The following is a 20,987-nucleotide window of genomic DNA, read 5'->3' on the forward strand; positions in this document are numbered from 1 at the left end:
GGATCAGGCGGTGAAGCGGCGCGCGTCGTTGCGGCGCGCGCGGCGGCGCAGCATGGCGAGCATCGAGAGCACGACGGCGATGGCACCCAGCGACTCGGGCTCCGGCGTGCTCGGCACCTCGGCGCCGAGCGCCAGCTCGCTCACGCCTTGCGGCAGGGGCAGCGGCTGGTTCACGCCCACGCTGTCCTGCGGCGCCACGTTGCGCACCACCTTGTCGACGGCGATGAAGCTCGTGTATTGCGTGAGCAGGCTGTACTTCAGGCCGAGCTCGGTGATGCGGTCCTTGAGGGCCGTGCCGCCTTCCAGCGTCTCCTGGTCGCTCAGGCTCTGGATGCGGTGGCGCGCCCACAGCGTGCGCAGCGCTGCCGTGTCCTGGCGGGTGTTGCCGTCGATGCGCACTTCCTGGCGGTAGGGACCGCTGGCGCTCTGGCCTTCGATGATCACGCGGCCTTTGGCTTCGCCGCGCCATTTGCCGAACACGATCACCGGGCGTTCGCCCAGCACGTCGGGCAGGGCTTGCGGCTCCACGTCGTACACATCGAGGCCGCCGAAGGTGGCCTTCACGTTGGTGAGCACCGGCGACTCGACCATGCGGCGGAAGCGCGCGGCCTGTTCGGGCGCCTGGATCGGGTCGGTGATGATGAAGGGCTCGCCCATGCCGGCGCGCGCGATGCCTTCCATCAGGCTGCGGTTGACCGACGAGCCGATGCCGAAGGCGAACACGTTGGCCTTCGAAAGGTTGTTGCGCACCAGCTCGAAGGCCTCGCGCTCGACCGTCACGTAGCCGTCGGTCACGACCACCACTGTGCGCGACACGTTCTCTTCCTTGGGCTCGGCGTAAACGCGCTTGAGCGCCGGAATGAGCTCGGTGCTTCCGCTGCCGCTGTAGTTCTTGATGGTGGCCAGCGCCTGCTCGATGTTGGCGCGCGTGGCCGGCACCGATTTCGGCGACAGCATCTTGTTGCTGCCCGAGAACAGCAGCACGTTGAAGGTGTCGCTCGGGCGCAGGCCGCCGATCAGGCGTTCGAGAACCGTCTTCGCGGTGTCGAGCGGAAAGCCGTGCATCGAGCCCGAGATGTCGACCACGAAGATGTAGTCGCGCGGCGAGATCGCGCTGGCGGCCACGGCCTTGGGCGGCTCGACCATCGCGAGGAAGAAGTTCTCGGCGTTGTTGCCCTGGCCCTTGTAGAGCATCAGGCCCGATTCGATCTTCTCGCCCGCGAGGCGGTAGTCGAGCACGAAGTCGCGGTTGTCGGCCGGGCGGCCGTCGGCGGCGAGCACGATGTCGGCGTGCTGGTCCTCGTCGCTCTTCTTCACGTCGATGGCGTGCGTGGCCGAGCGGATTTCCTTGATGCCCATCGGCGTGTCGATGGTGGCCTTGAGTCTGAAAGCGGTGCCGGCAGCCGTGCCAGCGGGCAGCGTGGGCTGCGCGATCCACTTGGCCTGCGCGTTCTCCGACTGCGGCGAGTTGTAGCGCGGACCGACCACGGTCGGGAACACGAACTGGTAGTTGCCCGACTGCGGCACCAGCAGTTCGGTGTAGCGCAACTCCACCTTCACGTCGTCGCCCGGCAGGATATTGGCGACGTTCATCTGGAACACGTTGGGCAGGTGCTGCTCGAGCAGCGCGGCGGTCTTGCCTTCCTTCTTGGCCGTGTCGTATTCGATCTGCGCCTGCTGCTTCTCGCGGATCTGCGCGGTGATGAGCCGGTCGGCCAGGCGCACGTTGAGGCCGCTCACCGCGGCCTTGGTCGATCCGGGGAACACGTACTTCGCCTCGATGGCGCGCTGGCCTTCGTTGCGGTAGGTCTGCGTGACCGTCACGTCGGCGATCACGCCCGAGATCTTCACCGAGACCTCGGTGCCCTTGAGTGGCAGGCGGTCGACCGAGGGGTCGTCGCTCTTCACGAAGAAATACGGGCTTTCCGTCTTCAGGCGCGGTCCGGCGGGCGCTTCCTGCGCGTGCGCCGGGCGCACGCCCATGGCGATGAAGCCCGCGGTCGCCAGGCTCACGGTGGCGAGCCAGAGCCAGCGGCCGGGACGTGTGGTGGTTTGGGCATCCATGGCGGGGTCCTTGTCCGTGCGAACTTGCACGGCCGCAACTTTCGCCAGCGCGCGAGAAGCCAGTTGGAAGGCGTCTTGAAGTCGTCGCCGGCCCGCATCCGCTGTGTGAAGTCTGTGTGAAGCGGGGCCGCCGGAGCCCTTCACACGGCCTTCGGCTCGCGCGGCGAGCATCGCGGCCATCGCTACAGACGAGGAGAGAAAAACATGCTTCAGTTGTTCAAAGTCCTGATGAGCTCCATGCTGGCCAAGGTCGCGGGCCTGCTCTTCCTGTTGCTGCTGCTGTGCATTCCGCTGGGAGAGATCGATTCGATCAACCGCGCCCGCGGCGAGAGCCAGCGTGAAGCCGCCGGCGAGCTCGCCGCCACCTATGCGGGCCGCCAGACGATGGTCGGCCCGCTGCTGCTGGTGCCGTACGTGGAACGCTGGATGGAGCCGCTGCGCAACGCGCAGGGCAAGGTGATCGGCCAGGAGCCGCGCAGCAAGGAAATGGCCCATGTGGTGTTTCCCGACAAGCTGCACATCGAAGGATCGATGGCACCGCAGGAACGCTATCGCGGCATCTTCAGGATTCCCTTCTACACGCTCGACGCCACGCTCACCGGCGGCTTTGCCGCCTTCGACCCGAAGGCCGTGTCGCACAGCGAGACCGACTCGAAGATCGAATTCAAGGCCCCGCTCATCGCCTTCAACGTGAGCGACCTGCGCGGCCTCGACGGCTCGCCGACCATGACGATGGGCAGCGAGGCCCTGCGCTTCAAGCAGCGCGTGCCGGGCCTGGCCGACGATGCGTGGTTCGCCGACGGCATCCACGCACCGGTCACCGGCGCGGCACTCGCCGCCTGGCAGGCCGGCACGCCCATTCCCTTCGAGATGAAGCTGGGCCTGGTCGGGCAGGACACGCTCGCCATCGCCCCCATCGCCGAGGAAACGACCGCGCACCTGCGCTCGCCCTGGGCACATCCCAGCTTCGGCGGCCGCTTTCTCGCAGCCGAGCGCAGCGTGACGCCCCAGGGCTTCGACGCGCACTGGCGCGTTTCCTCGCTCGTGACCTCGGCGCGCGAACAGGTGCGTGCGGGTCTCTCGGGCCAGGGCGGCACGGCGGACGTGGCAAGCAGCGCCCACGCGACGGCCGCAGCCGCCGTTCCGGCGCGCCGCAACATGGGCCCTCTGCAGACCTTCGACGTGTCGCTCGCACAGCCGATCAACGTCTATTCGATGAGCACGCGCGCAGGCAAGTACGGGGTGCTCTTCATCGGCCTCGTGCTGATGGCGGCCTTCATGTTCGAGCTGTTCCGCAAGCTGCGCCTGCACCCGATCCAGTACGGCCTCGTCGGCCTGTCGATCGCGCTCTTCTTCCTGCTGCTGCTGGCGCTGTCCGAGAAGTTCGCCTTCTGGATGGCCTATGCGGGCGCGGCCTCGGCGAGCGTCGCGCTGCTTGCCGTGTACTTCAGCGCGGTGCTCGGCGGCTGGCGGCGCGGCCTCTCGTTCGGCGCGTTCGTAGCGCTGCTGTACGGCGCACTCTACGGCCTGCTGGCTTCCGAAAGCAACGCACTGCTGCTGGGCGCACTGCTGATCTTCGGCATGCTGTCGGTGCTGATGCTCGTGACGCGCAAGGTCGACTGGTACGCGCTCTCGCGCCGCAACGAAGCCGCGCCAGTGGCGGTACCTGAAGCGCAGACGGCCGCATGAAGCTGCTGCGGGTCATCGCAAGTGCATCGGGCTGGCTGGCGCTGGCCGTGCTGTGGTTCTGGGCATGGCACCTGAAGGACCCGCACCTGCGCTTCATGCGCGCATGGGAGCTGCCGCTGCTGGTGGCGATGCTTCTTGCCGGCATCGCGCTTGCATGGCGCTTCGCGCGTGGCAGGCTGCGGCCCGTGGCGCTGGGACTGGCGTTCGCCGGCTTGCTCACCGCGCTTTGCAACGAGGCCGTCTCGCACCAGCATCGCGCCGAGGTGAATGCGATGGAAGGCCCGCTCGCGCAGGCCGTGGGCGCGCATTTCATCGTCGGCTATGACGACGCGAAAGACCTGCGCGAACTGGCGCGCAAGGGCCTGATCGGCGGCATCTTCGTCACCGGCCGCAATGTCAGGGGCCGCACCGCTGAGGAACTGCGCGACGAGATCGCCGGCCTGCAGGCCCTGCGCCGCTCGGCCGGGCTGCCGCCGCTGGTCGTTGCCACGGACCAGGAAGGCGGCGCCGTCTCGCGCCTGTCGCCCCTGGTCGAGCGCCAGCCCTCGCTCGCCTCGCTGCTCGAGGCCGACCTGCCCGATGACGAGCTCACCCAACGCGCCCGTGCCTACGGCGCGCAACAGGGCAAGGCGCTCGCCGCTTTGGGCATCACGCTCAACTTCAGCCCGGTGGTCGACCTGCGCCCCGGCCGCGCGCCGGGCCGTTGGGATTTCCACACCCGCATCGACGAACGCGCCATCTCGGCCGACCCCGCAGTCACCGCGCAGGTGGCACTCGCTTACGAGCTGGGCCTCGAATCTGCAGGCGTGCGCGGCACGCTCAAGCACTTTCCCGGCCTGGCCGGCGTGACCGAGGACACCCATCATTTCGCCGCCGAACTGCGCACGCCGGTCGCCCGGCTCTCGGCACACGACTGGAAGCCGTTTCAAGACGTATCGAAACATTCGGATGCGGCCATCATGCTCGGCCATGTCATCCTTGCGGAACTCGACGCCGCTTATCCGGTCTCTTTCTCGCGCAAAATCGTGCAGCGGGTGATCCGAGGCGAATGGGACTACCAGGGCCTGCTCGTCACCGACGATCTCACGATGGGCGCGGCCTACAACCGCGGTCTTTGCGACGCCACCGTCCGTGCCCTCGATGCCGGGGTGGATCTTCTGCTTATCGCCTTCGACCACGACAAGTACTTCGATGCCATGCATTGCGCGCAGCGTGCTGCGCGGCAAGGCACGCTCGAGCTCCGGACGCCGGAACGCGCAGGCGCGCCGCGGCTCCAATCCTTTCGCTAGCCAAACAGGCACTTCCCATGTTCAAACGCTCAAACTCCAAGGCTTCCGGCGACGACGGCGCGGCGCCTCGCGATTCCCGCCCCAACTGGAAGCGCATTGCCGGCTGGGGCGCCATCGGTGTCGGCTCCGGCGCACTGGTGGTGCTGGTCGCGGCCATCGTCGCGGTGGTCACCATCTATCCGAAGCTGCCCGATGTCTCGGCGCTTTCCGACTACCGCCCCAAGCTGCCGCTTCGCGTGTACTCGACCGAAGGCCAGCTGATCGGCGAGTTCGGTGAAGAGCGCCGCAACCTCACGCCCTTCGCCAACATTCCCAAGGTGATGAAGGACGCCGTGCTGGCCGTGGAGGACGCACGCTTCTACGACCACGGCGGCGTTGACTACAAGGGCTTCCTGCGCGCCGCCGTCGCAAGCCTGAAGGGCGGCCGCAAGCAGGGCGCCTCGACCATCACGATGCAGGTGGCGCGCAACGTGTACCTGACCTCCGAGCGGACCATGAGCCGCAAGACCTACGAAATCCTGCTGGCGATGCGGCTCGAGCAGCAGCTCACGAAGGACCAGATCCTCGAGATCTACCTGAACCAGATCTACCTGGGCAACCGCGCCTACGGTTTCGCCGCCGCCTCCGAAACGTATTTCGGCAAGCCGCTGCAGAACATCACCATCGCCGAGGCCGCGATGCTCGCCGGCCTGCCGAAGGCACCCGGCGCCAACAACCCGGTGGCCAACCCGCGCCGCGCGCGTGCGCGCCAGCTCTACGTGATCGACCGCATGCAGGAGACCGGCTTCATCACCGCCGAACAGGCGGCGGCCGCGAAGAAGGAAGAGCTGCATCTGCGCGATGCGGCCGATCCGAACCGGCTGCATGCCGAATACGTGGCCGAGACGGTGCGCCAGATGATGTACGCGCAGTACGGCGACAGCATCTACACCAGCGGCATGAAGGTCTACACCTCCATCGTCGCGGCCGACCAGGCCGCTGCCTACAGGTCGCTTCGCAAGGGCATCATGGACTACGAGCGCCGCCAGCCCTATCGCGGGCCCGAGCGCTTCGTCGACCTGCCGACCGAGCAGAAGGAAGTCGACGAGGCCGTGGACGACGCGCTGGCCGAGCACCCCGACAACGGCGACGTGATCGCGGCCGTGGTGCTCGACGTGAACGCGAAGGAAGTGAGCGCCGTGCGCGCGAACGGCGAAACCATCCAGATCACGGGCGACGGCCTGAAGCCCGCGCAGTCGGGCCTTGCCGCGAAGGCGCCACAGAACATCAAGATCCGCCGCGGCGCGGTGATCCGCGTGGCGAAGACGCCGAAGAACACCTGGGAGATCACGCAGCTGCCCGAGGTCGAAGGCGCCTTCATCGGCATGGACCCGCGCAGCGGCGCCATCAAGGCACTGGTGGGCGGCTTCGACTACGGCAAGAACAAGTTCAACCACGTGACACAGGCCTGGCGCCAGCCAGGTTCGAGCTTCAAGCCCTTCATCTACTCGGCCGCGCTCGAGAAAGGCTTCACGCCCGCCACCGTGGTGAACGACGCGCCGCTGTACTTCGACGCCAGCGCCAACGGTGGCCAGCCCTGGGAGCCGAAGAACTTCGAGGGCACCTACGAAGGCCCGATGCCGCTGCGCACCGCGCTGATGAAGTCGAAGAACCTGGTCACGCTGCGCGTGCTGCAGTCGATCGGCGCGCCCTATGCGCAGGACTGGATCACCAAGTTCGGCTTCGACAAGGACAAGCACCCCGCCAACCTGCCGATGGGCTTGGGCGCCGGCTCGGTCACGCCGATGCAGATGGCCGTGGGCTATTCGGTGTTCGCCAACGGCGGCTACCGCGTCAATCCGTACCTGGTCACGCGCGTCACGGACCTGCGGGACAAGGTCATCATGGAAACCGAACCGCCGGTGCTCGACGAAACGCGCCGGGCCATTCCGCAGCGCAACGCCTTCATCATGGATTCGCTGCTGCAGAGCGTGGTGCGCAACGGCACCGGCTTCAAGGCCTATCAGGCGCTCAAGCGCGACGACCTCTACGGCAAGACCGGCACCACCAACGATTCCTTCGACACATGGTTCGCCGGCTTCCAGCCGACCATGGTGGGCATCGCCTGGGTCGGCTACGACACGCCGCGCCAACTCGGCGTGCGAGGCGAGACCGGCGGCAGCCTGAGCCTGCCGATCTGGACCGGCTACATGCAGACCGCACTGCAGGGCGTGCCAGTGACGCATCTGGCCCAGCCCGAGGGCGTCGCGAACATCGACGGCGAGTGGTACTTCGATGACTTCACGCCGGGCCACAACGTGGCGAGCCTGGGCCTGGAGAACAGCGACACGCCGCCACCGCCGGTGGAAGAACTCACCGGCGCGCCCGTCGGTGCGCCGCCTCCGCCGGAAGAGCGCAACCGGATCCTCGATTTCTTCCGGTAGCCAGGGCTCTCTTCACGAAGTTGAAAAGAGAAGGCGGGTCGCGGTGCCTACACTCGGTGCTGTTTCCCGCCTTCTCTTTTTCTCCTTCTTCTCGCATTCATGGAAATCCTCACCCTGGTGGTGCTCATCGCCGCCGGCTTCTACATCCTCAAGTCCAGAGAGCAGCGCCTGCGCATCGCGCTGCTGGCCAGCCACCTCGGCCGCTATCAGATCGAGAAGCTGATGGAGAGCCTCACCTCCGGCTACATGCGCTGCCTCGGCGAAGACGACGCCGAGCGCCGCCGCCAGATCTGGCAACTGCTGGACACCACGGAAGAAAAACTCTCCGGCCAGGTCGACGGCTTCGCGGCCGAGTTCTCGCGCATGCCCGAGCCCGTCACGCGCGTGAGCAAGCTGCCCATAGCCATTCCGCTTTTCACCCAGCTATTTCCGGCGGCCAGCTTCGACATGCGCCAGGCCTTGCTCATCCACGCGCGCGGAATCGCCGGCGTGATGCGCAACGAAGCGGGCCGAACACCGAAGTCCAAGGCCTACACCATGTCGGCCGAACTGTTCCTGATGCAGCACACCTGCCACTGGTACTGCCGTTCGAAGACGGTGGCATCGGCGCGCATGATCGGGCAGCACCAGACGGAGTACCTGCAGGCGCTGGGGGCGGTGAGCCCGGAGACGCGCGAAGCCTATTGCGCGCTGATCGGGCGCTGAGTTTCCGCGATGCTGCCCACGGGTCTCGATCACCATCGGGTTCACGCGGGGCAGGCGAACTTCGTCTGTGAAGGCGAAGTTCTGTACGCACCGGTCAAGTCGCTCTGGTTCTCCGGCATGGCCGCCGCAGCACTGGTTGGCGGTTTTTTCTCTTTTCGGTGGGATGCATTCGCGCTTTTCGTTGCGAGCACCGCGTTCGTGCTGCTATTCGGGCATTCGCTGGGCAGTCATCGCCAGCTGATTCACCACAGCTTCCAATGCCCCCGATGGCTGCGTTGCACATTGATCTACTGCGGCGTACTCGTCGGTCTGGCCGGTCCTCTCGGCATTCTTCGCCAACATGAGTTGCGCGACTACGCGCAACGTTTGCCAGTCTGTCACGACTACTTGCGACACGGTCGCGGTTTCTGGGCCGATGCCTGGTGGCAGCTTCACTGCGAGCTGTATCTCTCGCATCCTCCCGACATCCGGATAGAACCCCTTGTCGCCAACGACCGCTTCCTTCACTGGCTCGAAAGAAGCTGGATGCTGCAGCAATTGCCGGTCGCCCTGCTCTTCTATCTCTTGGGCGGATGGGCTTTCGTTTTCTGGGGCGTTTGCGCGCGCGTCACCGCGGGCGTGCTGGGCCATTGGCTGATCGGCTGGTTCGCACACAACCAGGGCCAGATGAATTACGAGGTGCGAGGCGCTGCTGTGCAAGGACGAAACATACCGTGGACCTCGCTGCTGACCATGGGCGAGAGCTGGCACAACAACCACCATGCTTTTCCAGGCTCGGCCCGGCTGGGACTGGCGCCTGGTGAGTGGGACCCGGGATGGTGGGCGCTCGTGCTGCTCGAACGCAGCGGCTTGGTGTGGGATCTGCGTCTTCCCGAATCGCTCCCACCCCGTCCCGAACTCGTCGAGATTCGCTCAGTGATGTGACAGCAGCGGCAACGTGAGCGTGGCCACCGCCCCGCCGCGCGACGCGTTGCCCAGATCGATGCGGCCATGGTGCAAGGCTGCGATCTCCTTCACGAAGGCCAGGCCCAGCCCCGTGCTTTTCTTCTGGCTGTGCGGCCTAGCGAGCGAATAGAACTTCTGGAAGACCTTTTCCTGTGCGTATTCCGGAATGCCGGGGCCATGGTCGCGCACGCTCACGCGGGCAAGCTTCGACGTCGTTTCGAGCGTGAGCAGCACCTCGCTGTCGCGCGGCGAGAAGTCGATGGCGTTGTCGAGCAGGTTGCTGATCGCGCGGCGCAGCAGGAAGGGGTCGCCTTCGGTTCGCGCTTCGTTGCGGATGTTCACGAGCAGCCTGATGTTGCGCTTGGCAGCCGCAGGCTGGGCGCTGGTGGCGATGTCGTCGATCAGCGCGGCCAGCGACACCGGTTCCGTGCGGTCGAGCGCGCGCCGGGTTTCGAGCGCGGTGAGCTCCATCATGCGGTCGACGATTTCCTGGATGCGTTGTGTCTCGCGCTCGATGTTCTTAAGGAAGCGTTCGCGCTCGGCGTGCGGCATCGATGGTTCCTGCAGCAGCTCGGCCGCGCCGCGGATGGCCGAGAGCGGGCTCTTCACCTCGTGCGTGAAGGTCTGCACGTAGTCGGCCACGTAGTTGCGGCCGGTGAGCGCATCGCGCATTTCGCTGAAACCGGTACGCACGCCGTCCACCGCGCGCCGCGCCATGCGTGAAAGGCTCAGGCTGCGCTGGGCGCGAACCCAGGTCCAGTAGTCGCGGATCAGGCCGAAGGGCCGCACCAGCCAGACCGAGACGATCAGCGTGAGCAGCAGCAGCGCCAGCGCCGAGCCCACGCCGACCCAGATGGTGCGCCCGCGCGCGTCTTCCACGAACTGGCCGAAGCTCTGCACCGGCTTGCCGACGCTGACCATGCCGACGATCTCGTTGTTCCAGCGGATCGGCGCGCCCACGTACATGACCGAGGTGCGCGGATCGCCGTCGACATCGCGCGAGGTGCGCGCGCCATAGAGGCCGGCGAGCGTGCGGCTCACGTCGCTCCATTTCGAATAGTCGGCGCCGAGGTGCCTGCCGAGCGAATCGAACATCACGCGACCGTTGCGGTCGGTGACGTACACGCGCAGCTCGACGCGGCTCTTGTGCAGGTTGTAGATCTGCGCCGAGAACTCGCGCGCGTAGACCGTGCGGAACAGCGGCTCGAGCCGCGCGGTGTTGATGGCGCCGGCAATCACGTCCTGCTCGACCAGGCTGGCCACGAGCTGCGAGGTTTCGACCAGCGACTCCTCGGCCGATTCGCGATAGCGCGGATCGATGTCGGAGACGACGCGATAGAGCAGGAAAGCGATGCCCGCCGTGTAGATCAGCAGGATGCCGATGAAGATGCGCGTACGTCGGGTCAAGGCCTGGCTCTCCCCCAGGCTTGCCCACTTCGTGTGGCCGCCAACCCCCTCGCCGGGGGCAATACCTGCGGCCCGGCAAAGCCGGTTCCGCGGTATTCCGCGACAAGGTAGGCCAGGGGCGGCGTCATGCCCTTGACGGCAATTCTTCGTTCAGTGCGTAGCCGGTGCCGCGCAGCGTGCGGATCGGCTCCACTTCCGGCGCGATCGCCTTGAGCTTGGCGCGCAGGGTCTTGATGTGCGCGTCGACGGTGCGGTCGAAGCTGTCGCTGGAATCGTCCCAGACGAGTTCGAGCAGCTCGTCGCGCGTGAAGACGCGGCCGGGGCGCTGCACCAGCAGGCGCAGCAGGCCGTATTCGTAGCGCGAGAGCTCGAGCAGCCGTCCGTAGTAGCGGATCTGCATGCGCTCGCTGTCCAGCGCGAAGGGCGATGCGGGGGCCTGAGAGGCCGCAGGAGCGCCGTTCGCAGGTATTTGATGCCCCCCCACGTTGTTCGCGCCAGCGGCTGCCTGCTGGCCTCCTGAGCCGCTCCTGGCACTGCGCCGCAGGATGGTCCGCACCCGTGCGACGAGTTCACGTGGAGAAAAGGGCTTGGCGATGTAGTCGTCGGCACCCAGTTCGAGGCCGACCACGCGGTCTATTTCGTCGCTGCGGGCCGTCAGGAACACCATGGGTACCTCCGGGCCGCCCATGGACTGGTTGAGCGCCTGCAGGCGCTTGAAGAGCTCGAAACCGTTGAGATCGGGCAATCCGATGTCCAGGATGGCCAGCGCCGGCGGTTCCTGCGCGAACTGGGCGATGGCTTCCTCGGCCGTGGCGCACCAGACGGGGATGAATCCGTCGCTCTTCAGGACGTATTGCAGCGTGTCGGCAATGCCCGACTCGTCTTCGGCAATCAGGATCCGGGGTTTGAAGCTCATCCGCAGATGTTACCGAGGGGAGGAGGGGGCGGGAGGACCGGTCGGGCCCACGGCGTCCGGGACCGGCGCGGCCGTTCGCGGTTTTTTTTCAGGGCGCGGCTTCTCTTGTTCCCTATCTCTTGTTTTTATTATTCAAATTAGTAGTAGTAGATAAGGGTTGCCTCCCTCTGTGGACATGCTGCTTTTTTCGTTATGCGACAAGCACTTGTCATGCCGCTGTCACTGTGTGCAGCTGCGCTTCCGGTTTGTACCTGCGACATGGACAACATTGGGTAACCCTTCGGGCCTGTGGATAAACCATGCCTTGTTCAAAAAATGTCCCCAGACTTGTCCTTTGACGGCCCTTCAGAAATCTGCGAAAGACGGTTTTCGCCCGGAGAAATTCATTGCTGAAATTTTGGGCAAACCAGAGATTTCCATTTGAAATCAACGACTTGCAAGACCCCTACACAGAAGTGCCGACGTTATCCACAGAGTTGCCCAAGGTTTGTGGGGAGAAAGCCCGACGGAACCTTCGGACTCCGGCCACGACCCCATCGGGTCATTGAAATTGCGGAATATCGAACATGACACCTTCTGAAACAAAGTCGATCGTTACCCTGAGCCTGTTGGCAGCCTTCGTCGACGGCGAGAAGCACGAGCGCGAACGCGTCGAGATCAAGCGCATCGCGGAAGGCCTGTCGCAGGCCGACGGGCTGAACCTGCCGACGCTCTACCAGGACGTGTTGATGAAGCGGGTGTCGCTGGCCTCGGTGGCGGGCGAGCTCAAGAGCATGGAATCGAGGCAGCTCGCCTACGAAATGGCGGTGTGCGTCTGCGACGCGGATGGCGCGCAGTCGGAGGCGGAGCGGATGTTCCTGGCGGACGTGCGCACCTCGCTGGGCCTGGACGCCTCGGCGGCCGCGTTTTCGCAGCAGGCGGAAGAGATCGCGGCGGTGCCGGTGGCTGCGACTGCAGCGGCGGCAACCGCTTCCGCGCCAGTGCCCGCGGCGCAGAACAGCACCCCGGATGCGGCGGAGCTGGACAAGTCGATCCTCAACGCATCGATCCTCAATGGCGCGCTAGAACTACTGCCCGAGACGCTGTCGACCATGGCGATCATTCCGCTGCAGATGAAGCTGGTCTACCGTATCGGCCAGGCCTACGGCTACCAGCTCGACAGCGGCCACATCAAGGATTTCCTGGCGACGGTCGGCGTGGGCCTGACCTCGCAGTACCTGGAACAGGCCGGTCGCAAGCTTCTCGGGGGCCTGCTCGGCAAGGTCGGCGGCGGTTTGCTGCGCGGACTGGGCAACCAGGCCGTGAGCTCGGGCATGAGCTTCGCCTCGACCTACGCGCTGGGTCACGTGGCCAAGCGCTACTACGCCGGCGGCCGCACGCTTTCGGCGCAGATGCTGAAAGATGCTTTCTCGGGTGTGGTGAAGGAAGGGCAGAGCCTGCAGACTCAGTACCTGCCGGCCATCCAGGAAAAGGCCCGCACGCTGGATGCGGGCAAGGTGCTTTCGCTGGTGCGGGGCGCCTGATTCGCCTAGGCCTTGCCCAGATCATCGAGGATCGGGCATTCGGGCCGCGCGTCCCCGTGGCAGCAGTGCACCAGGTGCGCCAGCGTGCTGCGCATCGACTGCATGTCGGCGATGCGCTGTTCCAGTTCGCCCAGGTGCTTCTCGGCGATGCGCTTCACGCTCGAGCTGGCGCGACGCCGGTTGTTCCACAGCCCGACCAGCTCGGCGATTTCCTCCATCGAGAAACCGAGGTCGCGCGAACGCTTGATGAAGCGCAAGGTGTGGATGTCGGCATCCCCGTACTGGCGATAGCCGCTCTCGGTACGGGCCACCGCCGGCAGCAGGCCCAGGCCTTCGTAGTGGCGGACCATGCGGGCCGACACGCCGGAGCGCTGCGCCGCTTCGCCGATGCTGACCTGGCCTGTCGTCATTGAACCGCGTACCCCGCGTTCTCGATGGCGGCCACGATGTCCTTGCGAGGCTGTTCGCTCAGCACATCGACATGGCCCGTTTCCAGATCGACCGTGACCTGCGCTTCGGGATCCACCGTCTGCACCGCGTTCTGCACCGCATTGACGCAGTGGCCGCAGCTCATGCCCGTGACCTGGAATTTCTGGCTCATCGTGTTGCTCCTTGAAAGTAGCTGGTAAAGAAGGGTGGCCGGCCGGTTGACCGGAGAACCCGCAGTTTGAACCCTCTCACGATGTCAATGTCCAGGAAAGGGGCTCTGAATTTTTCCGCTTGACCTTGACATGGTGTGAGGCTTTAGCCTTGGCACATGGAAAAACTTCAGCTCCAGCAAATTCCCACCACCACCACGCTCGACCTGTCCGTCGGCGGCATGACCTGCGCCTCGTGCGTCATGCGCGTAGAGCGTGCCCTGAAGAACGTGCCGGGCGTGCAGGACGTGAGCGTGAATCTCGCGACCGAGTCTGCCCGCGTGGTGACGGCCGGCCTGGAAGACATGGACGCCCGCCTGCGCCGCGCCGTGCGTGCCGCAGGCTACGAACCTCGCGCGGCGGGCAATGAGGCCGACGAGGACACGCTCTCTCCATGGGCCGGCTTCGCGCCGGTCGCGATCGGCCTGGCGCTGTCGATTCCGCTGATGGCGCCGATGCTGGGCGACCTCTTCGGGCTCGACTGGATGCTGCCGCCCTGGGTGCAATTGCTGCTCGCGACGCCGGTGCAGTTCTGGCTGGGCGCGCGCTTCTATCGCGCGGGCTGGCATGCGGTGAAGGCGCGCACCGGCAACATGGACCTGCTGGTGGCGCTCGGCACCAGCGCGGCCTTCGGGCTTTCGCTCTGGCTCTGGTGGCGCGCGGCCACGGGTGAGCATGCAGGCCACGGCATGGTGCCGCACCTGTACTTCGAGGCTTCGGCGGTGGTGATCACGCTGGTGCTGCTCGGCAAGTGGCTGGAGGCCCGTGCCAAGCGGCAGGCCACTTCGGCGATCCGAGCGCTGCAGCAACTGCGACCCGAAGTGGCTCACCTGCTGGACGCACGCGGCAAGGAAAGCGACGTGCCGCTGGCCGAGGTGATGGTGGGTGACCGTCTTGCGGTGCGTCCCGGCGAGAGGGTACCGGCCGACGCGCGGGTGGTCGAAGGGCAATCCGAAGTCGACGAGTCGATGCTCACCGGCGAACCGCTGCCTGTGGCCAAGGGCCCGGGCGATGCACTGACCGGCGGCGCGGTGAACGGCGACGGCCGCATGGTCGTCGAGGTGAGCGCCATCGGCGCCGAGAGCGTGCTGGCGCGCATCATCCGCCTCGTCGAGGACGCGCAGGCCGCGAAGGCGCCGATCCAGCGGCTGGTGGACAAGGTCGCTGCCGTGTTCGTGCCGGTGGTGCTGCTGATCGCGCTGGCCACCTTCGCGGGCTGGATGGTGTCGGGTGCCGGCATCGAGACTGCGCTGATCCATGCGGTGGCCGTGCTGGTCATCGCCTGTCCGTGTGCGCTGGGCCTTGCAACGCCGGTGGCTGTGATGGCGGGTACCGGTGTGGCTGCAAGGCATGGCGTACTGATCAAGGACGCGCGTGCGCTGGAGATTGCGCACCGCGTCGATACCGTGGCTTTCGACAAGACCGGCACGCTGACGATCGGCCGCCCGGTGCTCACCGCACTGGTGCCCGTGGCCGGCGCCGCTGCCTCGCAGGACCAGCTGCTGGCCACCGCGGCGAGCCTGCAAGGCGGGAGCGAGCATCCGCTGGCCAAGGCGGTGCTGTCGGCCGCGGCGCAGCGCAACCTGCAGGTGCCCTCGCTGGGTGCGATGCAGGCCTCGCCGGGCCGTGGCGTACGCGGCGAAGTCGAAGGCGTCCAATGGGCCATCGCCAGCCTGCGCTGGTGCCGCGAGCTCGACGCCATGCCCGATGACGCTGAAGTGGAGCGCTTGCAATCGCAAGGCGCGACGGTCTCTGCATTGCTGCGCTTCGACGAAGCCGGTGCAGCGCATGTGCAGGCATTGCTCGCCTTTGCCGACGAACCCAAGCCGCAGGCCGCCGAGGCCATCCGCACGCTGCGTGCACGCGGCCTGCGCGTGGTGATGATCTCCGGCGACAACCTGCGTGCGGCGCAGGCCATGGCTGCGCGGCTGGGCATTGCAGCAGAAGACGTTCGCGCCGACGTGCTGCCGGCCGACAAGGCCGCGCAGGTTGCCGCGCTCAGGAGCAACGGGCATGTCGTCGCGATGGTCGGCGACGGTGCCAACGATGCGCCCGCGCTGGCCGCGGCCGACGTCGGCATCGCGATGGCGCCTTCGGGCGGCGGTACCGACGTGGCGATGGAAGCCGCGGGCATCACGCTGATGCGCGGAGATCTCGCGCTGGTCGCGCAGGCCTTCGAGCTCTCGGGCCGCACGGTGGCGAAGATCCGGCAGAACCTGTTCTGGGCATTTGCCTACAACGTGGCCGGCATTCCGCTCGCTGCTTTCGGCTTGTTGAGTCCTGTGGTGGCCGGCGCGGCGATGGCGCTGTCGAGCGTGAGCGTGATGGCGAATGCGCTGCTGCTTCGGCGCTGGAAGCCCTGAAGCTTCTGCTACGGAAGTTCAGTCGAACAGCAGCGCCATGATGTGGTCGTCGATGGCCTGTGCATCCGAGGCGCGCTTGTAGAACTTGCGCAGCGTGCCTTCGCGTTCGAAGCCGAGTTTTTCGTAGAAGCGCAGCGCCGGTGCGTTGTCGCTTTCGACGATGAGCTCGATGCGCTTGACGCCTTCGGACTTCAGCCGCTCGATCGCATCCTTCACCATGGCCAGTGCAATGCCCTGGCCGTGCAGCGCGGGGTTCACAGCGAGCGTGCCGAGGCTTGCCACATGCCGCACGCGGCCCGGGTAGCGCGAAGCACGGTAGAAGCCGGCGATGCGGTCGTCGCGTTCGTAGACGAAGAAATCGCGGCCGTCGAGCAGTTGTCGGTAGATCGGCCTGAAGTCTTCCAGCTGCATTGGGTCGTAGCCCAGGTAGGGCACGACCTTCTCGTGCATGTAGAGGGCGAAGACGGCGTCTATGTCTCCGGGAGTGGCCAGCCTGCGCATGATGGGTGCCCTGCAACGATGGAGGCGCAGAGCATAGCGGGCAGTGGACAGACCGGGCTCAGCCGAAGAGCAGTACAGCCGAGATCGCCAGAAGCGCCGCCTGCGTGCACCAGGCCCATCGCAGGCGCAGCCGCGAATCGAGCACCGCGCCTATGGCCCAGAAGCCACCGACCGACAGCGCGAGCAGCGTCAGCCCGGTATGGAATGCGAGGTCGTCGGCCCGCCAGAGAAAGGCCAGCGTCACGCCGACCCAGCATGCGAAGTGAAGTGCGGCCGACGCGACCTGCGGGCGCGTGAGCACGGGGGCGTGGATGTGCATGGCTTCTTCGAGCGAGAACGCGGGTTCCGGAAAGCGCGCCGCCACGTCGGCCGGCCGCCAGCCCGGCGGCTTGAACCACACGGCGATCTTGTCCTGCCAGCGCTTCGTGTGCCAGGCATCGCGCAGCAGCGGTGCGTAGGGGCCGAGGATCGCGCGCATCGGGTCGAAGCTCGCGAGCGCCTTGCGCGTGCCGTAGACGCAGCGCTCGCTTTCCTCGGCGAAGGTGCCGAACATGCGGTCCCACACCACGAGCATGCCGCCGTAGTTGCGGTCGATGTACCGGTCGTTCACCGCGTGATGCACGCGATGGTTGGAAGGCGAGGAGAACATGCGGTCGAACCAGCCGAGCTTGCCGATGTGCTCGGTGTGGATCCAGAACTGGTAGACCAGCACGATCAGCCCCGCGAGTCCGAACTGCTCGGGCGGCACGCCGATCACCGCCATCGGCAGGTAGAAGGCCCAGCCGAGAAAGGCCACGGTGCTTTCCTGTCGCAGCGCGGTGGAGAAGTTGAAGTGCTGGCTCTGGTGGTGCACCGAGTGCGCGGCCCAGAACACGGCAGACCTGTGTCCCGCGCGATGCAGCCAGTAGTCGAAGAAGTCGAACAGTAGCACCGCGGCGATCCAGCCCATGGCGCTGTCCCAGAAGGCGGGCCGCGTCCAGATCGCGACCAGCGGATAGACCATCGCGTACAGGCCGATCTGGAAGAGCTGCGTGCACACCGAGAGCGCCTGGCTCAGAAGCCCTTGGCTGAGGCTGCCGATGGTGTCGCCGAAGCGGTAGGTGTTGCGCCGCTTGAACCAGCCCCAGGCGAACTCGCACGCCATGAGCAGCGCGAACACCGGCACGACGAAAACAACCAGCCGATGCACCGCGCGATTTTTCAGGAAGCGTTCAGCGAATCTTCAGCGATCGGACGCGCGGCCGGCCACGATGACGGCATTGGTGCCGCCAAAGGCGAAGGAATTGGACAGCGCATAGCGCATGCCGCTGGCCTCGCGGGCCTCGCCTTGCACGAAGTCGAGATCGAAGGCGGCGTCGGGTGTCTGCAGGTTGGCGATGGGCGGCAGCTTCTCGCGTGCCAGTGCGCGCAGCGTCGCGATGAGCTCGATCGCGCCGCCGCCGCCGAGCACATGGCCGTGGATGGCCTTGGTGGCGCTCACGGGCACGGCGTTGCCGAACACTTCGCGGATCGACGCGGCCTCGGCTGCATCGCCGGCCGAGGTGGCAGTGCCGTGTGCGTTGATGTGGCCGATCTCGGAAGCCTCGATGCCCGCGTCGCGCAGCGCGGCGCGCATCACGCGCACCTGGCCCGCGGTGTCGGGGTTGGTGATGTGCGTGCCGTCGCAGTTGGTGGCGTAGCCGGCGAGCACGAAGGGCGCTGCTTCGGCGCCGCGCGCCGCCGCATGTGCTTCGGACTCGAGCACCAGTGCGGCCGCGCCTTCGCCGATGGCAAAGCCCGCGCGGTCGCCCGAGAAGGGGCGGCATGCGGTCGACGGCGCATCGGCCGGCGGAGGGGCCATCACGCGCATGGCGTGCCAGCTGGCCATCACGCCGGGCGTGAGCATGGCGTCGTGGCCGCCGACGATGGCGACGTCGATCCAGCCGCCGCGGATGGCGCGCATCGCCTCGCCGATGGCCACGGCCGACGACGCGCAGGCACAGGCGTAGGCAATGGCCGAGCCGCGCGCGCCGAAGTGCAGCGCCAGTTCGGCCACGGCGGCGTTGGGCATCACGGTGAGCACGGTGGTCGGGCGCATGCGGCGCTGTTCGCCGTAGAGCGTGCTGGTGGTGTTGTCGAAGGTGCCGGCGCCGGCGAGGCCGCTGCCCCAGAAGATGCCGAGGCGGTCGCGGTCGATGGCGTCGAGGTCGAGCTTCGCTTCGCCGGCGGCGTCCTGCGCGGCGGCCAGCGCCATGGCGGTGCCGCGGTCCAGCGGCAGGCGCGAGGTGCTGCGCACGCCGTTCGAGTCGAAGTCGCAGGCGGCGACGGCCAGCGCCATCGGGTCCATGCCCTTGATCTCCAGCGTCTGCGCGCGCACGGCCGAGCGGCCCGCGAACAGGGCCTCGTCGAAGGCCTCCACGGTGCGTCCGATGGGCGTGACGAAGCCGATGCCGCTCACGCGCACAGGGGCGGATGCGGCACGCGCGGCAGAGGCCGCGAGCACGGCGTGGGCTGCGCCGCTGCTCATGCGGTTGCTTCGGCGGGCTGGCCCGCAACGGCGTTCGCGCTCTCGGCGTCGATCACTTCGCACAGGCGCTGCAGCGTGATGCCGGCTTCGCGCGGATCGAGGCGTTCTTCGGGAATGCGCAGGTGGAAGGCGTCTTCCACGGCGAAGACGAACTCCATCAGCGCGAGCGAGTCGAGGCCGAGGTCGGTCAGCGCGGTGGCCGGCGAGATGGCGGCCGGATCGACGCGGAAGTCGGTTTCCAGGATCGCGGCGATGCTGTTGAAGGTGGGCGAAGAGAGATCGGAAGAAGACATGGGGATGCTTTCCTTTCGGACGTGATCGAAGTTGTCAGGCGTACAGCGGATGCTCGGGCATCGTGCCATGCGCCACGGCGTCGGCGAATGACACTGTTTCGCTCACGACCTGTTGACGATCGTTGTCGATTGTGATCATGTGGTAGCTGTTGGCCACCACCACCGCACGGAATGCGCGGCAGCGAAGACCGCGCGCGAGGATGCCGAGATTGGCCACGCTGGCCACCTCGTCCTGCTGCGCATGCAGCGCCAGCACGTTGGCGCACTGCACGCCGTGCAGGTTGCGGCGCACGTGGCGGATGAGCCTGTCGTGCTCGCGCAGATGGCCCACGCCGATGACCGAGCTGCCCGCGCGCGAGATCTTGCGGTGGCGCAGCTCGCGCTCGATCCAGGCGCGCACGCGTTCGTTCTTCACGCCGTAGGGCGGGCGTTCGCGGTATTGCCAGAGCCTGCCCAGCGGCGTGTAGAAGGCCAGCGGCAGCAGGAACTGCGTGCGCGGGATGGCCCAGCCGTCGAAGCGCAGCGTGGTCGACATGAGCACCAGCGCATCGACGTCGCTGCCGCAGCGGATGGCCGCGCCCAGTGCCAGCGAGGAGCCCGCGGAGATGCCGATCAGCATCACGCGGTCGTGCCGCTGGCGCAGCGACTTCACCTGCGCCTGGATCGCGTCGAGCCAGCGTTCGTACGGCGCCGCGCGCTGCAGCGGCGCGCTGGCGTCGAACGAGTAACCCTCGATCGACAGCGGATAGACCGGATAGCCGCGGCTGCGCAGTGCGGATTGCACGGTCAGCAACTCGTCAGGCGTGCTGCATAAACCATGCAGCAGGACCACGGCGGTGCTCTGCACTTCCGGAGGAACCAGGCTCAGCAGATCGGAGGGTTCGCGCGCACTCATCGTGTGGCGCGGGCCATGAAAATGGCCCGTGATTCATCGTGCTGTCGTATGCTCATGTTGCGTTTATCGCTTGGAGCGACTGACCGGCCGCTGACCCGTCGTTCGCAAGGCAGATTACCCCCAACCATTCAAAGACCATGCGAATTCTGCTTGTCGAAGACGACACCGTCCTGCGCGATGTGATGGTGCGCAGCCTTGCCGATGCGGGCCATCGCGTCGACGTTTCAACCAACGTCGAAGATGCCGACCACCTGTGGCGCGTGCAGCCCTTCGATGCCGTGCTGCTCGACCTCAACCTGCCCGCCACCGCGAGTCCGACCAGCGGCCTCGCGAGCGGGCTCACCGCACTGCGGCAGGCACGCGCGCGTGGCGACCGCACGCCGGTGCTCGTGCTCACCGCGCGAGGTCGTACCGAGGAGCGCATCGCCGGCCTCGACGCGGGCGCCGACGACTACCTCGGCAAGCCCTTCGACCTGGCCGAGGTCGAAGCCCGCCTGCGCGCACTGGTGCGCCGCGCGAAGGGCACCGAGGACATCGTGCTGCTGGGCCAGCTCAAGCTCGACCGCAAGGCGCGCCGCTTCTCCACCGCGGGTGGGCCGCTCGACCTGCCCGCGCGCGAGTTCGAGGTGCTGTGGGAGCTCATGAGCCCGCCGGGCCGCACGGTGAGCAAGCGTGCGCTGTCCGACAAGCTCTCCAGCTTCGACGAATCGCTCGGCGACAACGCGCTGGAGGCCTTCATCTCCCGCCTGCGCAAGAAGCTGCAGGGCACGGGCGCGAGCATCCGCACGCTGCGCGGCATCGGCTACCTGCTCGAAGCCGAGGTGTGATCG

The 20,987-nt window shown here is 66.7% G+C and carries 18 protein-coding genes; 8 read left to right on the top strand and 10 right to left on the bottom strand.

Features of this window, described 5'->3' with window-relative positions; translation table 11 throughout:
- Window positions 1-3: 3 nt before the first annotated feature.
- On the bottom strand, window positions 4-2,064 hold the full coding sequence (locus tag SFB74_RS00185; protein ID WP_432728662.1) for a VIT and vWA domain-containing protein: 2,061 nt from the start codon (window positions 2,062-2,064) through the stop codon (window positions 4-6).
- Window positions 2,065-2,268: 204 nt separating this feature from the next.
- Here SFB74_RS00185 and creD point away from each other — a divergent pair, with 204 nt between their 5' ends.
- The 5 genes from creD to SFB74_RS00210 all read left to right on the top strand — a co-directional run bounded on the left by creD (window position 2,269) and on the right by SFB74_RS00210 (window position 9,094).
- The gene (gene creD / locus SFB74_RS00190; RefSeq protein WP_432728663.1) at window positions 2,269-3,753 is read left to right on the top strand and encodes a cell envelope integrity protein CreD; all 1,485 of its coding nucleotides are present in this window, start codon (window positions 2,269-2,271) and stop codon (window positions 3,751-3,753) included.
- Complete coding sequence (locus SFB74_RS00195; RefSeq protein WP_432728664.1) at window positions 3,750-5,042, top strand: glycoside hydrolase family 3 N-terminal domain-containing protein; 1,293 nt, start codon at window positions 3,750-3,752, stop codon at window positions 5,040-5,042. Before creD ends, SFB74_RS00195 begins: the two co-directional genes overlap by 4 nt.
- 17 nt (window positions 5,043-5,059) lie before the next feature.
- Window positions 5,060-7,465 carry a penicillin-binding protein 1A gene (locus SFB74_RS00200; RefSeq protein WP_432728665.1) on the top strand — a complete coding sequence of 802 codons (2,406 nt, stop codon included), beginning with the start codon at window positions 5,060-5,062 and terminating at the stop codon, window positions 7,463-7,465.
- Between the two features lie 99 nt (window positions 7,466-7,564).
- A complete protein-coding gene (locus tag SFB74_RS00205; protein WP_432728666.1) occupies window positions 7,565-8,170 on the top strand; it encodes a hypothetical protein in 606 nt (201 codons plus the stop codon).
- Between the two features lie 9 nt (window positions 8,171-8,179).
- The gene (locus SFB74_RS00210; RefSeq protein WP_432728667.1) at window positions 8,180-9,094 is read left to right on the top strand and encodes an acyl-CoA desaturase; all 915 of its coding nucleotides are present in this window, start codon (window positions 8,180-8,182) and stop codon (window positions 9,092-9,094) included.
- Here the strand turns inward: SFB74_RS00210 and creC are convergent.
- Both creC and creB read right to left on the bottom strand, forming a co-directional pair.
- Entirely contained in the window at window positions 9,083-10,522 is a 1,440-nt protein-coding gene (gene creC, locus SFB74_RS00215) for a two-component system sensor histidine kinase CreC (RefSeq protein ID WP_432728668.1), read from the bottom strand. The two genes, SFB74_RS00210 and creC, sit on opposite strands and share 12 nt — an antisense overlap.
- Before the next feature lie 124 nt (window positions 10,523-10,646).
- Window positions 10,647-11,438, bottom strand: a complete 792-nt coding sequence (gene creB, locus SFB74_RS00220) for a two-component system response regulator CreB (RefSeq protein WP_432728669.1) — start codon at window positions 11,436-11,438, stop codon at window positions 10,647-10,649.
- Between the two features lie 566 nt (window positions 11,439-12,004).
- On the opposite strand from creB, the gene SFB74_RS00225 reads away from it, so the two are divergent.
- On the top strand, window positions 12,005-12,961 hold the full coding sequence (locus tag SFB74_RS00225) for a YcjF family protein (RefSeq protein WP_432728670.1): 957 nt from the start codon (window positions 12,005-12,007) through the stop codon (window positions 12,959-12,961).
- Window positions 12,962-12,966: 5 nt separating this feature from the next.
- Here the strand turns inward: SFB74_RS00225 and cueR are convergent, their stop codons facing one another.
- Together cueR and SFB74_RS00235 are read right to left on the bottom strand one after the other, a co-directional pair.
- Window positions 12,967-13,371, bottom strand: coding sequence for a Cu(I)-responsive transcriptional regulator (gene cueR / locus SFB74_RS00230; protein WP_432728671.1), 405 nt, complete (start codon window positions 13,369-13,371; stop codon window positions 12,967-12,969).
- A complete protein-coding gene (locus SFB74_RS00235; protein ID WP_019653627.1) occupies window positions 13,368-13,562 on the bottom strand; it encodes a heavy-metal-associated domain-containing protein in 195 nt (64 codons plus the stop codon). The genes cueR and SFB74_RS00235 overlap by 4 nt, the downstream gene beginning before the upstream one ends.
- 156 nt (window positions 13,563-13,718) lie before the next feature.
- Here SFB74_RS00235 and SFB74_RS00240 point away from each other — a divergent pair, with 156 nt between their 5' ends.
- Window positions 13,719-15,962 carry a heavy metal translocating P-type ATPase gene (locus SFB74_RS00240; RefSeq protein WP_432728672.1) on the top strand — a complete coding sequence of 748 codons (2,244 nt, stop codon included), beginning with the start codon at window positions 13,719-13,721 and terminating at the stop codon, window positions 15,960-15,962.
- 18 nt (window positions 15,963-15,980) lie between these two features.
- On the opposite strand, the gene SFB74_RS00245 is transcribed toward SFB74_RS00240, so the two are convergent.
- The 5 genes from SFB74_RS00245 to SFB74_RS00265 are packed head-to-tail and all read right to left on the bottom strand — an operon-like array spanning window position 15,981 to window position 20,157.
- The gene (locus tag SFB74_RS00245; RefSeq protein ID WP_432728673.1) at window positions 15,981-16,463 is read right to left on the bottom strand and encodes a GNAT family N-acetyltransferase; all 483 of its coding nucleotides are present in this window, start codon (window positions 16,461-16,463) and stop codon (window positions 15,981-15,983) included.
- A gap of 58 nt (window positions 16,464-16,521) precedes the next feature.
- On the bottom strand, window positions 16,522-17,652 hold the full coding sequence (locus SFB74_RS00250; protein ID WP_432728674.1) for a sterol desaturase family protein: 1,131 nt from the start codon (window positions 17,650-17,652) through the stop codon (window positions 16,522-16,524).
- A 33-nt stretch (window positions 17,653-17,685) separates the two neighbouring features.
- Window positions 17,686-18,969 carry a beta-ketoacyl-[acyl-carrier-protein] synthase family protein gene (locus SFB74_RS00255; protein WP_432728675.1) on the bottom strand — a complete coding sequence of 428 codons (1,284 nt, stop codon included), beginning with the start codon at window positions 18,967-18,969 and terminating at the stop codon, window positions 17,686-17,688.
- The gene (locus SFB74_RS00260; RefSeq protein WP_432728676.1) at window positions 18,966-19,262 is read right to left on the bottom strand and encodes a phosphopantetheine-binding protein; all 297 of its coding nucleotides are present in this window, start codon (window positions 19,260-19,262) and stop codon (window positions 18,966-18,968) included. The genes SFB74_RS00255 and SFB74_RS00260 overlap by 4 nt, the downstream gene beginning before the upstream one ends.
- A 34-nt stretch (window positions 19,263-19,296) precedes the next feature.
- On the bottom strand, window positions 19,297-20,157 hold the full coding sequence (locus SFB74_RS00265) for an alpha/beta hydrolase (protein WP_432728677.1): 861 nt from the start codon (window positions 20,155-20,157) through the stop codon (window positions 19,297-19,299).
- A gap of 137 nt (window positions 20,158-20,294) precedes the next feature.
- On the opposite strand from SFB74_RS00265, the gene SFB74_RS00270 reads away from it, so the two are divergent.
- Entirely contained in the window at window positions 20,295-20,984 is a 690-nt protein-coding gene (locus SFB74_RS00270) for a response regulator transcription factor (RefSeq protein WP_432728678.1), read from the top strand.
- Window positions 20,985-20,987: the final 3 nt, after the last annotated feature.

It is taken from the genome of Variovorax xiamenensis (assembly GCF_050916385.1).
In the GTDB taxonomy this organism is placed as follows: Bacteria; Pseudomonadota; Gammaproteobacteria; order Burkholderiales; family Burkholderiaceae_C; genus Variovorax.